The 13,610-nt window shown below is 70.4% G+C and carries 15 protein-coding genes; 12 read left to right on the top strand and 3 right to left on the bottom strand.

What is annotated here, in order from left to right:
* Positions 1–5: 5 nt before the first annotated feature.
* Positions 6–602 carry a TetR/AcrR family transcriptional regulator gene (locus MRBLWH10_RS01010; protein ID WP_341941316.1) on the bottom strand — a complete coding sequence of 199 codons (597 nt, stop codon included), beginning with the start codon at positions 600–602 and terminating at the stop codon, positions 6–8.
* A 78-nt stretch (positions 603–680) separates the two neighbouring features.
* Between MRBLWH10_RS01010 and MRBLWH10_RS01005 the strand changes: the two genes are divergently transcribed.
* From MRBLWH10_RS01005 to MRBLWH10_RS00980, 6 genes are all read left to right on the top strand, one after another.
* On the top strand, positions 681–1,703 hold the full coding sequence (locus MRBLWH10_RS01005) for an agmatine deiminase family protein (RefSeq protein WP_341941315.1): 1,023 nt from the start codon (positions 681–683) through the stop codon (positions 1,701–1,703).
* A gap of 50 nt (positions 1,704–1,753) precedes the next feature.
* Entirely contained in the window at positions 1,754–3,463 is a 1,710-nt protein-coding gene (locus MRBLWH10_RS01000) for an amidase (protein WP_341941314.1), read from the top strand.
* A gap of 86 nt (positions 3,464–3,549) precedes the next feature.
* Positions 3,550–4,401, top strand: coding sequence for a tryptophan 2,3-dioxygenase family protein (locus MRBLWH10_RS00995; protein ID WP_341941313.1), 852 nt, complete (start codon positions 3,550–3,552; stop codon positions 4,399–4,401).
* Positions 4,401–5,426: a hydrolase gene (locus tag MRBLWH10_RS00990; protein ID WP_341941312.1), complete on the top strand. Its 1,026-nt coding sequence runs from the start codon at positions 4,401–4,403 to the stop codon at positions 5,424–5,426. The genes MRBLWH10_RS00995 and MRBLWH10_RS00990 overlap by 1 nt, the downstream gene beginning before the upstream one ends.
* Position 5,427: 1 nt before the next feature.
* Entirely contained in the window at positions 5,428–6,651 is a 1,224-nt protein-coding gene (locus MRBLWH10_RS00985) for an aminotransferase class V-fold PLP-dependent enzyme (protein ID WP_341941311.1), read from the top strand.
* On the top strand, positions 6,641–7,465 hold the full coding sequence (locus MRBLWH10_RS00980) for a PaaX family transcriptional regulator C-terminal domain-containing protein (protein WP_341941310.1): 825 nt from the start codon (positions 6,641–6,643) through the stop codon (positions 7,463–7,465). The genes MRBLWH10_RS00985 and MRBLWH10_RS00980 overlap by 11 nt, the downstream gene beginning before the upstream one ends.
* A gap of 40 nt (positions 7,466–7,505) precedes the next feature.
* Here the strand turns inward: MRBLWH10_RS00980 and MRBLWH10_RS00975 are convergent, their stop codons facing one another.
* Entirely contained in the window at positions 7,506–7,997 is a 492-nt protein-coding gene (locus MRBLWH10_RS00975) for an FBP domain-containing protein (protein WP_105672871.1), read from the bottom strand.
* 262 nt (positions 7,998–8,259) lie between these two features.
* Between MRBLWH10_RS00975 and MRBLWH10_RS00970 the strand changes: the two genes are divergently transcribed.
* From MRBLWH10_RS00970 to MRBLWH10_RS00945, 6 genes are all read left to right on the top strand, one after another.
* Positions 8,260–8,607, top strand: coding sequence for a hypothetical protein (locus MRBLWH10_RS00970; RefSeq protein WP_341941309.1), 348 nt, complete (start codon positions 8,260–8,262; stop codon positions 8,605–8,607).
* A gap of 98 nt (positions 8,608–8,705) precedes the next feature.
* Positions 8,706–9,200 (top strand): hypothetical protein, encoded by a 495-nt coding sequence (locus MRBLWH10_RS00965; protein WP_341941308.1) that lies wholly within the window; start codon positions 8,706–8,708, stop codon positions 9,198–9,200.
* Positions 9,201–9,223: 23 nt separating this feature from the next.
* Positions 9,224–9,430 (top strand): CsbD family protein, encoded by a 207-nt coding sequence (locus tag MRBLWH10_RS00960; RefSeq protein ID WP_341941307.1) that lies wholly within the window; start codon positions 9,224–9,226, stop codon positions 9,428–9,430.
* A 104-nt stretch (positions 9,431–9,534) separates the two neighbouring features.
* Complete coding sequence (locus MRBLWH10_RS00955) at positions 9,535–10,926, top strand: MFS transporter (RefSeq protein WP_341941306.1); 1,392 nt, start codon at positions 9,535–9,537, stop codon at positions 10,924–10,926.
* Between the two features lie 53 nt (positions 10,927–10,979).
* Positions 10,980–11,672: a DUF899 family protein gene (locus tag MRBLWH10_RS00950; protein WP_341942616.1), complete on the top strand. Its 693-nt coding sequence runs from the start codon at positions 10,980–10,982 to the stop codon at positions 11,670–11,672.
* Positions 11,673–11,716: 44 nt separating this feature from the next.
* Positions 11,717–12,469 (top strand): endo alpha-1,4 polygalactosaminidase, encoded by a 753-nt coding sequence (locus MRBLWH10_RS00945; RefSeq protein WP_341942615.1) that lies wholly within the window; start codon positions 11,717–11,719, stop codon positions 12,467–12,469.
* On the opposite strand, the gene MRBLWH10_RS00940 is transcribed toward MRBLWH10_RS00945, so the two are convergent.
* Entirely contained in the window at positions 12,466–13,482 is a 1,017-nt protein-coding gene (locus MRBLWH10_RS00940; protein WP_105672877.1) for a pyridoxal-phosphate dependent enzyme, read from the bottom strand. The genes MRBLWH10_RS00945 and MRBLWH10_RS00940 overlap by 4 nt on opposite strands.
* Positions 13,483–13,610 lie beyond the last annotated feature (128 nt).

Here is a 13,610-nt window from a genome sequence, read left to right as displayed (position 1 = left end):
GCGGATCAGTCTGCGTGGTCGAGCACGGCCGACAGGGTGCGGCGGGCGAGCTCCGCCCTGTCGTGCGGGGCCCATTTGACGAGCGAGTGCGCGCTCATGCCGTCGACCATCGCGAGCAGCAGCCAGGCGGCCGACGCGGGGTCGACTCCGCCGGGGCCCGAGGCGCGGATCACGTCCTCCAGCCCGCTCTGCCACAGGTCCATCTCCTCGCGCACCCGCTGCCCGAGGGCCTCGTTGCGGGCGCCGAGCGACCACGACTGCACCCACACCAGTGCGACGTCGTCTCGGGTGCGGTCGAGCAGCGTCTCGACCAGCGCCTGCAGGTTCTCCCTCAGGTCGCCGCTGGGGGCGAAGCCGCCGAGCACCTCGTCGCGCTCGGCGGAGACGATGTCTCCGAAGACCTCGGCGACGAACTCGTCCATGACCGGGCGGTAGTGCGCGATGAGCGCGGGCGTCACGCCGACGCGGCTCGCCACCGCGCGCACCGTGAGGGCCTCCAGGCCGCTCTCGTACGCGAGCGCGGTCGCGCCGTGCAGGATCGACCGCTCGCGCTCCTCCGGCGGCATCCTCCGCGGTGCCGCGGCTCTTGACGTGGTGCTCATCGGGAGATACCGTAGCACTCGTTGATCGGGTGTTCAATAGCGATGACGCGCTCACCCGCCACCAGCGAGGAGAACCCCATGAACTGGCGAATGCCCGCCGAGACAGCCCGCCACGACCGCATCTGGATGGCCTTCCCCGCCGAGGGCCCCACGCTCGGCGAGAGCGCAGCGGAGCGCGAGGAGGGGTACGCCACGTGGACGGCCGTCGCGCACGCCACGTCGGAGTTCACCCCCGTGTCGATGCTCGTCGACCCGAGCGAGCTCAACCGCGCACGGCGCATGCTGAGCGGCGCGATCGAGATCGTCGAGGCGCCGGTCGACGAGTTCTGGATGCGCGACTCCGGACCGACGTTCGTGGTGTCGGACGACGGCCGCCTCGGCGCCGTCGACTGGATCTTCAACGGCTGGGGCGCCCCCGAGTGGGCGCAGTGGCAGAAGGCGTCGCAGCACGCCCGCATCATCGCGGGCGCCGTCGGCGCCGAGCTGGTCAGCTCCGTCCTCGTGAACGAGGGCGGCGGCATCCACGTCGACGGCGAGGGCACCGTGCTCCTCACCGAGACGGTGCAGCTCGACCCCCGTCGCAATCCCTTCGCCGACCGCGAGCGGGTGGAAGCAGAGATGCTCCGCACGATCGGCGCCACGAAGGCGGTGTGGCTGCCCCGCGGCCTCACCCGCGACTATGACGACTTCGGAACCAACGGCCATGTCGACATCGTCGCCACGCTCGCCTCCCCCGGCCGTCTGCTCCTGCACGAGCAGCGGAACCCCGAGCATCCCGACTTCCTCGTCTCGCAGGAGCTCCGCGCACACCTGGAGCAGCAGACGGATGCCGCTGGCCGCAGCTTCGAGATCATCGGCCTGCCCGCCCCCTCCACCCTGAGTGACGACGAGGGCGTCGTCGACTGGAGCTACGTCAACCACCTCGTCACGAACGACGGCGTGATCGCCTGCGGCTTCGGCGACGAGCAGGCTGACGCCGCCGCCCGCGCGATCCTCGCCGACGCGTACCCCGGCCGCTCCGTGGTGACGGTCGACGCCCGGCCCTTGTTCGCCCGCGGCGGCGGCATTCACTGCATCACGCAGCAGCAGCCCAGCCTCTGACGGCGCTCAACAGCGAACGAGACGAAACGCCTCACCCCCAAGGAGCACTCATGTTCGATGTCGTCGAAGCCTCCATCGCCGACCTGCGCCGCGCGCTCGAGACCGGAGCCGCCACCTCGGTGGAGCTCGTCGAGGCGTACCGGGCGCGCATCGCCGCCTACGACGCCCCCGGCACGGCGACCGCGCTGAACGCCATCGTCGTCGCGAACCCGGACGCATCGGCCGAGGCCGCCGCATCCGACGCGCGGCGGGCGGCGGGGGCCCTGCTCGGGCCGCTCGACGGCATCCCGTACACGGCGAAGGACAGCTACCTCGTGAAGGGGCTCACCGCGGCCTCGGGCAGCCCGGCGTTCGCGGATCTCGTGGCGCAGCGCGACGCGTTCACGATCGAGCGGCTGCGCGCGGGCGGGGCGATCTGCCTCGGGCTCACGAACATGCCCCCGATGGCGAACGGCGGCATGCAACGGGGCGTCTACGGGCGCGCGGAGAGCCCGTACAACGGCGACTTCCTCACCGCCCCGTTCGCCTCGGGCTCCTCGAACGGCTCCGGCACGGCCACCGCCGCGAGCTTCGGCGCCTTCGGGCTCGGGGAGGAGACATGGTCGAGCGGGCGCGGACCCGCGACCAACAACGCCCTGTGCGCCTACACGCCCTCGCGCGGAGTGATCTCGACGCGCGGCAACTGGCCCCTGGTGCCCACGATGGACGTCGTCGTGCCGCATGCGCGCACCATGGCCGACCTGCTGGAGGTGCTCGATGTGATCGTCGCCGACGACGCGGAGACCCGGGGCGACTTCTGGCGTTCGCAGCCGTGGGTGCCGCTGCCCGCGGCATCCGCCGTCCGGCCCGAGTCGTACCCGGCACTCGCGGGCTCGGTCGCTCTCGACGGCGTGCGGATCGGCATCCCGCGCATGTACATCAACGCCGACCCGGATGCCGGGACGGCCGAGAACCCCGGCATCGGCGGCCCCACCGGACAGCGCATCGAGACCAGAGCCTCCGTGATCGCCCGCTGGGAGGCGGCCCGGCGCGACCTCGAAGCCGCCGGCGCGACCGTGGTCGAGGTCGACTTCCCCGTGGTGTCGAACTACGAGGGCGACCGGCCCGGCGCTCCGACCATCGCGACCCGTGGCCTGGTGACCCCGGAGTACCTCGAGCGCGAGATCGTCGACCTGTCGGCGTGGGGCTGGGAGGACTTCCTGCAGGCCAACGGCGACCCGGCACTGTCGACCCTCGCCGACGTCGACGGCGCCGCGATCTTCCCGCACCCTGATGGGGCCCTGCCCGACCGCTACACGGGGTTCGACGACGACATCGCCGAGTACCCCGGCTGGGTGCGCGACAATCCCGGTGTCGGGTTCCTCGACATGCCCGAGCTCCCCGACGGCCTGCGCGGGCTGGAGGAGACCAGGCGACTCGACCTCGAGGAGTGGATGGACGGGCTCGGCCTCGACGCCGTCGTGTTCCCCGCGGTCGCCGACGTGGGCCCTGCCGACATGGACGTGAACGCGGCATCCGCCGACCTGGGCTGGCGCAACGGCACCTGGATCGCGAACGGCAATCTCATGGTGCGCCACCTCGGCGTGCCGACCGTGACGGTGCCGATGGGACTGATGGACGACATCGGAATGCCGATCGGGCTCACCTTCGCCGGGCGCTCCTACGACGACAACCGCCTGCTGGCGCTGGCCACCGCGTTCGAGGCGACGGGGGCTCCCGGCTCTGGCCGCACGCCCCCGCCCCGCACCCCGCGCCTCTAGTCACGGCCGCACGGCGGCGGGCTCCTCATCATCTGCCAACATTTCATCATTGTGACGCCCGACACAGAAGTGATATCTTCGACGGCATGGGCACCGAGAATGAGCGCGCACTCGAAGAGGGCATCGTCACCGACCTGACCGGGCGGATGACCTACGGCTCGTACCTGTCGCTCGACCAGCTGCTCACGGCGCAGCATCCGGTCAGCGTGCCCGAGCACCATGACGAGATGCTGTTCATCATCCAGCACCAGACCACCGAGCTCTGGCTCAAGCAGCTGCTGCATGAGCTCTCCTCCGCTCGCGAGCTGCTCGCGAGCGACGACCTCCGCGAGGCGCTGAAGCGGGTCGCGCGGGTGAAGAGGATCCAAGACGTGATGACGCAGCAGTGGTCCGTCCTGGCGACGCTCACGCCGACCGAGTACGCGCAGTTCCGCGGTGCGCTCGGCAGCTCCTCCGGTTTCCAGTCGGTGCAGTACCGCGCGGTCGAGTTCGCCCTGGGCAACAAGAACGAGAAGATGCTCAGCGTCTTCCGCGATCACCCCGCGAACCTCGCCCTCCTTACCGCTGAGTGGGAGAAGCCCACCCTGTACGACGAGTTCCTGCGCTACGCCTCACGCCGCGGCCTGCCGGTCCCGGCCGAGATCCTCGAGCGCGACGTGCGCCTGCCCTACCGCGAGACCCCCGCGCTCGTCCCGGCGATCCGCGAGATCTACCAGAACCACCAGGAGAACTGGGATCTCTACGAGGCCTGCGAAGACCTGGTGGATCTGGAAGACAACTTCCAGTTCTGGCGCTTCCGTCACCTGAAGACCGTGGCCCGCACGATCGGCATGAAGATCGGCACCGGCGGTTCCAGCGGCGTCGGCTTCCTGCAACGGGCCCTCGACCTCACGTTCTTCCCCGAGCTGTACACCGTGCGCACCGAGATCGGCGGCTGATGAGGGCCGCGACGTTCTTCGACGGAGAAGGATGGCGCGAGGGCACGCTGTCCGTCCACGGCGACCGGATGCTGCTCGCCTCCGACTCCCCGGCATCCGACCTGCCACGCCTCGACGGCGTGATCGTCGGCGGCTTCACCGACCACCACGTGCATCTTCAGCTCGTCGAGCACACCCGACTCAGCGGCTCGCGACTGGGCCGCGTGATGGACCTCGGCGCGAACCCGGACGTGGTCGCCCGGCTCGCCGTTCACAACTCCTCAAGAATCTCCGCCGACCCCGGGGAATCGCGCCGATTCCCCTCGAAGTCCGCAGATCTTGAGGAGTTGCGAAAACCGACTGCCGCACGCGCGACCGACGTCGAGTACGCCGGTGCCTTCCTCACCGCGGTCGGAGGGTATCCGTCCGACCGGAGCTGGGCGCCGACGGGATCGTTCCGCGAGATCGCGACCGCCGAGGATGCCGCCGCGGCCGTCGCCGAGATGGCGGATGCCGGAGCCACGCGCATCAAGGTCGCCTGCAACAGCAGCGCAGGGCCGGTCCTCGACGACGACCTCTTCCGCACGATCGTCGAGCTTTCCTCGCAGCGTGGACTCCCCGTCGTCGCCCATGCGGAGGGACCAGGCCAGGCGCAGCGCGTCGCACGGCTCGGAGCCCGATCCCTCGCGCACGCCCCGTTCACCGAGCGGCTCTCCGACGCGGAGATCGCCGCGCAGGCGGCATCCGTCTCGTGGATCTCCACCCTCGCCGTCCACGACGACGCCGGCCGGGCGATCGCCGTCGACAACGTCTGCCGGTTCCACGCCGCGGGCGGCGCCGTGCAGTACGGCACCGACATGGGCAACGGCCCCACGCCGGTCGACCTGAACCCGCGCGAACTAGACGCTCTCTGCGAGGCGGGCGTCGACGGCCCCGCGCTGCTGCGGGCGCTCGCCCCGGTCGATCCGCTCGACCCGGCATCCGTGCTGCTCCTGCTCCCCCACCCGACCTCCGACCCGATCGACGCCCGACCCCTGAAGGTGTGACATGACCGACCTGCTCGCCACCGCCCGCTCTCTCGACGCCGCCGATCCGCTGCGCTCGCACCTCGCGGCGTTCGCCGACATGCCCGGCGTCGGCGCGTATCTCGACGGCAACTCCCTCGGCCGCCCGCTGCGCGACATCCCGGAGAAGCTCGCCGCCTTCGTGCGCGAGGACTGGGGCACCCGGCTCATCCGCTCGTGGGACGAGCAGTGGATGGCCCTGCCGATGCAGCTCGGCGACCGCATCGGCGCTCTCGCCCTCGGCGCGGCGGCCGGGCAGACCGTGGTCGCCGACTCCACCAGCGTGCTCATCTACAAGCTCATGCGCGCAGCCGCAGGGGCGGACCCGACGCGCACGGAGCTCGTGATCGAGGCCGGCAACTTCCCCACCGACCGGTTCATGGCGGAGGGCGTGGCGGCGGAGACCGGCATGACCGTCGTCTGGCTCGAACCAGACCCCGTGCACGGGGTGACCGTCGCCGACGTCGAGGGCGTCGTCTCCGCGCGCACGGCGCTCGTGTCGCTGAGCCACGTGGACTACCGCTCCGGAGCTCTGGCCGACATGCCGTCGATCACCGCGGCCGTGCACGAGGCCGGTGCCCTGATGATGTGGGACCTCTGCCACTCGGTCGGCGTGATCCCGATGCAGCTCGACGAGTGGGGCGTCGACCTCGCGGTCGGCTGCACCTACAAGTACCTCAACGGCGGTCCCGGTTCGCCGGCCTTCGCCTATCTGCGCCGGCCGCTGCAGGGGGTGCTGCGGCAGCCGATCCAGGGGTGGTGGAGCGCTGCCGACATCTTCGCGATGGGGCCGGAGTACGTGCCGGCCGGCGACATCCGCCAGCTGCTGAGCGGCACCCCTCCGGTGACCTCGATGCTGGCCATGCAGGGCATGCTCGACCTCATCGAGCAGGCGACGATCGAGGGCGTCCGCGCCAAGTCGCAGTCGTTGACCGATCTCGCGGTGACGGCCTACGACGAGGTGCTGGCCCCGCTCGGGGTGCGCCTGCTGAGCCCGCGCGACGCGGACCTCCGCGGCGGGCACGTCACGATCGGCCACCCGGACTTCCGCGAGGTCACGCAGCGGCTGTGGGCCGACGGCATCATCCCCGACTTCCGTTTCCCCGACGGCATCCGCCTCGGGCTCTCACCGCTGAGCACCTCGCACGTCGAGACGATCACGGGGGTCCTCGCGGTGCGCGACGCCCTGGAGTCGCATGGCCGCTGATCAGCTCCCGGTGCTCGATGACATCGACGCCCGCCCCGGCAGCACGGCCTCGCTGCTGCGGACGATCGTCGGCCTGTACCTGCGCCGCCTGGACGGCTGGATCTCCGCGGCCGATCTCGTCTCGCTCGCCGGGGACCTCGGCATCCCGTCCGCCCTGGCCCGCACCGGCATCACCCGGCTCAAGCAGAAGGGCCTGCTGCTCGCCGAGCGCGACGGCACGGCGGGGTATCGACTGAGCCCCGCGGCGCTGCCGATGCTGGAAGCGGGTGATCGACGCATCTTCCGGATGCGCACGATGACGGATGCCGACACCTGGTGTCTCGTGTCGTTCTCGATCCCGGAGAGCGAGCGCAGCGTGCGCCACCAGCTGCGCAAGCGGCTGCAGTGGATCGGGGCCGGTGTGGTCTCCCCTGCGCTGTGGATCTGCCCCGGCCACCTGCAGGACGAGGTCGAGCGCATCCTCAACGACCTGGGCGCCCGGCAGTGGGTGACCCTGTTCCCCGCGGGTGCGCCCACCACGGCCGTGCCCGTCGTGGAGGCCGCGGCGAAGTGGTGGGATCTCGACGCGCTGCGCCGCGAGCACCTCGCGTTCCAGGAGTCGCTCTCGACCCTCCCCACCGCGCCCTTCGCCGCCTACGTGCAGCTCGTCGACACCTGGCGCGTGCTGCCGTACGTCGATCCGGGGCTGCCACCCTCGATGCTCCCGGACGACTGGCCGGGGGCGCGCAGCTTCGACGAGTACGCCCGCCTCTCGTCCGCCCTCGCCGAGCCTGCGTGGGCGCACGTGCGCGGCGTCACCGGCGGCATCGACTGACACCACCGAGGTCTCCGGAGCTGTCGCCCCGCGCAGGACCTCAGGCGGAGTCCTCGACTCCCCGGAGGAACGCGAGCACGTGCTCCTCCAGCCGCAGGATCCGCAGGTCCCTCGCGAGCTCGCGATCGTAGCCCTGGTACGCGAGGGGCGGGAGCACGCGCACGTTGCGCGAGCACCCGAACTCGGCGCAGATGAGCGTGCCGATCGAGTCGCCCTTGCGCCCGGCAGGTCCTGCCTTGCGCGCGACGAACAGCTGCACGTCGTTGCGGAGGGTGACGTCGTCGCACCAGGAGCACTGGGCGCGTGAGGCGACCCGCTGCTCGGCGCGCTGCAGGAACACGCCGACCGCCTGCTCGTCGCGCCAGGCGATCACGTAGGCGCGGCGGGGCTGCTTCGGATCGACCCAGCCGAGGTAGTCGAGCCGATCGAAGTCGATGTCGGCGAAGCCCGGAGGCAGCGTGAGGTCGGAGACCTCCTTGCGGGAGGCGTTGATGAAGGATGCGCGGATGGCGCGCTCGTCGATGGGACGCATGACAGAACAGTGCTTTCGTGGAAGGGGTGAGGTGGGTACGTCTCAGCACCGGGGACGGGGGTTCCGCCTCCGGCTGATCGTCAGCCTCTGCCCGCGGCGCTGAATGCGCCTGCGGCTCCGTTCCGCGCCTGACCGGCGCTCATCGACAACAGCACCCGGCGAGCTTACACCCGTTTGTTTCGTCTCGTGTCGGCGCCGGTTCCCTCGCCGTGATCCCGCGCCTACTCTTGCGGGAACGCCATCCGATCGACAGGAGAACCCCGTGTCCACGCCGCTGAACCGCCTTTCGCCCCTCCCGGTGCGTGAGCGTGCGGCGTGCATGTGCCAGCACGGAGACGTCTGCTCCTCGTTCGCGTCGGGTCACGGTCTGCACCTGATCCAGGCCCGACTCGCCTCCGCGACGCCGGCGGAGTGGGTCGACGCGATCGTCGAGCAGTCGGATGCCGACTCCGGCGAGCTCGTGGTGCGCACGCTCGACGGCGAGGCGCACTCGCTGTGGAACGCCACCGGCGCCGCGCTCGAAGCCGCAGCGGGAACGCCGGTCGCCCTGCACGTGCGCTACGGCGTGCTGGCCGTCGGCCGGACGCAGTTCAACGTCGCCTCGGTCTGAGGCGACGCGGATCCGTTCCGGATCAGGCGGCCGCCATCATCATGTCCTTCATGGCCATGCAGGCGTCCATGCAGGCCTTGCACGCCTGAGCGCACATCTTGCAGACCTCGCTGTCGTCGGCGTGCATCATGCACATGTCCATGCAGGTCTGGCACATCGCCATGCAGGCGTCGAGCATCGACATCATCGACGCGGGGGTCATGCCCTGCATCCGCATCATCGAGCGCATCATCGTGTTGCACATGTCGGCGCAGTTCATGCACGACGGCGCGCAGTCCATCATCTGCGTGGAGCACACCGTACAGGCCTGCTCACAGGCCGAACACGCGTCCATGCACGCCTGCATGACGGACATGTCCATCATCGCCATGTCGGGCATCGACATCATGTTCTTCGACATGGCGCCCATCATCATCGAGTCCATCGCACACCGCTCTCCTCTGGGGGTCAGCGGGCAGGACAGCCCGCCTGACGCCAGAGTAGTCCCCGCCGCATCGCACGTCGATGGGCGGTTTCCGCTGTCATGCGAGAAGCCGGATGTCAACCCCGTGGCCCTGCTCGCGCTCGGATGCGAACGTGGCCTCTTCGAGTGATCCGTCGACGAGAGGAAGAGCGCATGAGCGCAGCAGACGACATCAAGAACGCCGCCGAGAAGCTGGCCGGAAAGGTCAAGGAGGGCGTGGGCAAGGTCACGGACAACGAGAAGCTCGAGGCCGAGGGCCGAACCGACCAGGTCAAGGCGTCGGCGAAGCAGGCTGCGGACGACGTCAGGGACGCCGCCAAGAAGGCCGGCGAGAATCTGCGGGACGGCTTCAAGGAGTAGTCGCGCGGGCCCACGGGCCCACCACGTATCGGAAACGCCTCCCCGCACGCACGCGGAGAGGCGTTTCCGATCCACCCCTCCCTCTTCGGCAGTAGTGTCGGGCTGTGTCATCCTTCGCCCCTCTGCAGCGGCTCGTCATCACGATCGCGATCCTCGCGTCCTTCGTGACCTTCCTCGACGGCACCGTCGTCAACGTCGCGCTCCCCGCGATCAGCCGGGAGCTGGGCGGAGGCATCACCACTCAGCAGTGGGTCGTCGACGCGTACCTCATCACACTCAGCGCGCTGATCCTGCTGGCCGGGTCGCTGTCCGACGCCTACGGCCGCGTGCTCGTGATGCGGATCGGCCTCATCGCCTTCGGCGTGGCATCCGTCGCCGTCGCCGTCGCCCCCGACCCGCTGGTGCTGATCATCGCCCGCGCGGGGCAGGGCGCCGCAGGAGCGCTGCTCGTGCCGAGCTCTCTGGCGCTCATCACCGCGACGATGCGCGCCGACGTGCAGTCGCGCGCGATCGGCGTGTGGACGGCCTTCACCACGGCGGCGCAGCTGGTCGGCCCGCTGCTCGGCGGCCTCTTCGTCGACTTCCTGTCCTGGCGCCTCGTCTTCCTCATCAACGTGCTCCCGATCGCCGTGACGCTCTTCCTGCTCTCGCGGCTGAAGCTCGACGAGCGCCGGAGCGGCGTCCGAGTGGACTGGTGGAGCGGGGCGCTGTGCGCGCTGGGACTGGGATCCGTGGTGTTCGCGCTCATCGAGCAGCCGACCAGGGGCTGGGCCTCTCCGGTGATCTGGGGCCCGGGCATCGTCGGCATCCTGCTGTTCGCGCTGTTCCTCTGGCGGCAGGATCACTCGGCGTCGCCGCTGCTGCCGATGTCGCTGTTCCGCGTGCGGGACTTCGCCTGGGGCAACCTGGCGACGCTGTTCGTCTACGCCGCGCTGTCGCTCAACGGCTTCGTCGTCGGCGTGTACCTGCAGCAGGGAGCGGGTCTCACGGCCACCGCCGCCGGGCTCGCGAGCCTGCCGATGACGATCCTGATGATCCTGGTCAGCTCGCGCGCCGGCGCCTGGGCCGGGCGCCTCGGCCCCCGCATCTTCATGACGGTCGGCCCGCTGGTGATGGCCGTCGGCGCAGTAATGCTGCTGCTCGTCTCGGAGCACTTCGACTACTGGTGGCAGGTGCTTCCGGCCATGATCGTGATGGGTCTCGGCCTCTCGCTGACGGTGGCCCCGCTGACCGCGGCGATCCTCGGCGCGATCGACGAGGCGCACTCCGGCATCGCGTCGGCCGTCAACAACGCCGTCGCCAGGGTCGCCGGCCTGCTCGTCGTCGCGATGCTCTCGACGATCGTGGGCGGCACGCTGAACCTCGCCGGATTCCACAGCGCGGCCTGGGTGACAGCGAGCCTGCTCGTGCTCGGCGGCGTCGTGTCGTGGATCGGGATCCGCCGCAACCCCGCCGAGGAGGCGCAGGCGGCGAACGCCGCCGACGCACCCCGTTGACCGTGTCGGTGGCCCGGCGCAGACTGGGGGCACCGCCACGAAACCGGAGGATCATCGTGAGCACCACCCCTCTGCCCCCTGTCGTCGACGCCGCCACCTGGCGTCGTGAACTCGATGCGCTGCGCGTGCGGGAGAAGGCCGCGACCCGCGAGCTCGATTCGATCGCGGCGCAGCGTCGCCGCCTGCCCATGGTCGAGCTGCCCGAGTACACGCTGGTCGGCGCCGACGGCCCCGTGCGCCTCGCCGATGTCTTCGACGGGGCCTCTCAGCTGATCGTCTACAACCACATGTGGTCAGACGGCAACGAGTGGCAGTGCCCGGGCTGCACCGGATTCACCTCGCAGTTCACGCGGCTCGACGTGCTGGACCGGTACTACGACGCGCGCTTCGTGATCGTCAGCAACGGCCCGATCGAGGAGCTGCTCGCCTACCGCGAGCGGGTGGGCAACCGGATGCAGTGGTTCTCGAGCGCCGACAGCACGTTCGGCGCCGACATGGACGCCCCGCCGAACGCCGGCTTCGGCGTGAACGTCTTCCTGCGCGACGGAGACACCGTCTACCGGACATGGCACACGGAAGGCCGAGGCACCGAGCGCCTCAGTCATCTGCAGGGCCTGGTCGACCTTCTTCCCTACGGCCGCCAGGAGGAGTGGGAGGACTCCCCCGAGGGCTGGCCGCAGCATCCGACCTACAGCCAGGGCATGGGCTCGAAGGAGATCGGCGCGCTGTACGGGGCGGGGAGCTGATCCGCCGCCTGGCCGCGACGGCCGCCCTCGCTCTTCTCCTCACCCTGACCGGATGCTCGACGGACGCCCCCGGCGATATCGCCCTCCCGCCATCCGGTGCCGTGCCCGACTACCAGCTCGGCGGCGCGTATCCGCCCGCCGACGGAGTGGGCATCGTGGGCCGCGATCGCTCCGCCGATCCCGCAGACGGGGTGTACTCCATCTGTTACGTGAACGGCTTCCAGACCCAACCGGGAGAGCTCGAGTCCTGGACGCAGGATCTGCTGCTGCAGCGCGACGGCGACGTCGTGTACGACCCGGACTGGCCCGACGAGGCGCTGCTCGACACCTCGACGGCCGACCGGCGCGAGCGCATCGCGGCGACGGTCGGACCGTGGATCGACGGATGCGCGGATGCCGGCTTCGACGCCGTCGAGTTCGACAACCTCGACTCATACACGCGCTCCGACGGCGCACTCTCCCTCGACGACAACCTCGCACTCGCGGCGATGCTCGTCGACCGCGCACACGCCGCTGGTCTCGCCGCCGGGCAGAAGAACGCGGCAGAGGATGCGGCGGTCCTGCACGAGCAGGCGGGGTTCGACTTCGCGGTGACCGAGGAGTGCGCCGTGTACCGGGAGTGCCCGCGCTACACGGAGGTGTACGGCGGGCACGTCATCGACATCGAGTACGCCGACGAGCTGCCGCGATCGTTCGCCGAGATGTGCGCCGATGAGGAGTCCCCAGCATCGATGGTGCTGCGCGACCGCGACCTCGTCGCGCCGGACGACGAGGACTACGCGTTCGAGACCTGCTAGCCGGCGCTGTCGAGGAAGGCCCGCACCTCGGCGACGACGGGGTCGACCGTGGCCTCCGGCACGGCGTAGCCGCGCTCGGCGAGCCACTCGTCGTCGTAGAGCTTGTCGAGGTAGCCGCGCCCGTGATCGGGGAGCAGCACGACGACCACGTCGTCTTCGGTGAGGGCGGATGCCGTGCGGAGCGCGGCGACGACCGCCATGCCGCTGGAGCCGCCGACGAACAGCCCCTCCTCGGCGGCGAGGCGACGGGTCATCGCGAAGGACTCGGCGTCCGAGATCCGCTCGTACCCGTCGACGACGGAGGGGTCGAACGTCGAGGGCATGAAGTCCTCCCCCACGCCCTCCACGTGGTAGCCGTGGATCGGCCCGCCCGAGTAGATCGAGCCCTCGGGGTCGGCGCCGATGACCCTGACCCTGCCGTCGCTCGCCTGCTTGAGGTAGCGGCCGGTGCCGGTGATGGTGCCGCCGGTGCCGATGCCGGCGACGAAGTGGGTCACACGGCCGTCGGTGTCGCTCCAGATCTCCGGACCGGTGGTCTCGAAGTGCCCGCGCGGACCGTTCTGGTTCGCGAACTGGTTGGGGTTGAAGGCCCCGGGGATCTCCGCGGCCAGACGGGCGGCCACGCTGTAGTACGAGCGCGGATCGGTGGGCTCGACGCTGGTCGGCGTCACCACGACCTCGGCTCCGTAGCCGCGCAGGGTGGCGACCTTGGCACCGGCGAACTTGTCGGGGACGACGAACACCATCCGGTATCCGCGCTGCAGGGCGACGAGCGCGAGGCCGACGCCCGTGTTGCCGCTCGTGGCCTCGACGATCGTGCCTCCGGGCTTCAGCATGCCCTCGCGCTCGGCGGCGTCGATGATCGACGCGGCGATGCGGTCCTTGGCGGAGCTGCCGGGGTTGAAGTACTCGACCTTCGCGAGCACGGTCGGACGGATGCCTGCCGCGACGGCGTTCAGGCGGACGAGGGGCGTGTGGCCGACGAGTTCGGCGATGTGCTGGGCGTAGCGCACGGGAGTTTCCTGACGTTCAGGGGCGCGCGGCTGACGCGCGCGGTTGTGTGGGGTCGGTGGAGGCGAGCGGAGCGCTCAGCGACAACAACGACACGTCAGGGACACACCGGAACTGTAACCCGAGTCGG

The organism is Microbacterium sp. LWH10-1.2 (assembly GCF_038397765.1).
Lineage (GTDB): Bacteria > Actinomycetota > Actinomycetes > Actinomycetales > Microbacteriaceae > Microbacterium > Microbacterium natoriense.
The sequence above is the reverse complement of the archived record's forward strand: the minus strand, read 5'-3'. Positions and strand labels throughout refer to the sequence as shown.

Bases quoted from the DNA above. Each gene is read 5' to 3' on its own strand.
- MRBLWH10_RS00975 (WP_105672871.1), bottom strand. From the start codon at position 7,997: ATGCGTCCCATCGACGAGCGCGCCATCCGCGCATCCTTCATCAACGCC.
- MRBLWH10_RS00990 (WP_341941312.1), top strand. From the start codon at position 4,401: ATGAGGGCCGCGACGTTCTTCGACGGAGAAGGATGGCGCGAGGGCACG.
- MRBLWH10_RS01005 (WP_341941315.1), top strand. From the start codon at position 681: ATGAACTGGCGAATGCCCGCCGAGACAGCCCGCCACGACCGCATCTGG.
- MRBLWH10_RS01010 (WP_341941316.1), bottom strand. From the start codon at position 602: ATGAGCACCACGTCAAGAGCCGCGGCACCGCGGAGGATGCCGCCGGAG.
- MRBLWH10_RS00960 (WP_341941307.1), top strand. From the start codon at position 9,224: ATGAGCGCAGCAGACGACATCAAGAACGCCGCCGAGAAGCTGGCCGGA.
- MRBLWH10_RS00980 (WP_341941310.1), top strand. From the start codon at position 6,641: ATGGCCGCTGATCAGCTCCCGGTGCTCGATGACATCGACGCCCGCCCC.
- MRBLWH10_RS00985 (WP_341941311.1), top strand. From the start codon at position 5,428: ATGACCGACCTGCTCGCCACCGCCCGCTCTCTCGACGCCGCCGATCCG.
- MRBLWH10_RS01000 (WP_341941314.1), top strand. From the start codon at position 1,754: ATGTTCGATGTCGTCGAAGCCTCCATCGCCGACCTGCGCCGCGCGCTC.
- MRBLWH10_RS00995 (WP_341941313.1), top strand. From the start codon at position 3,550: ATGGGCACCGAGAATGAGCGCGCACTCGAAGAGGGCATCGTCACCGAC.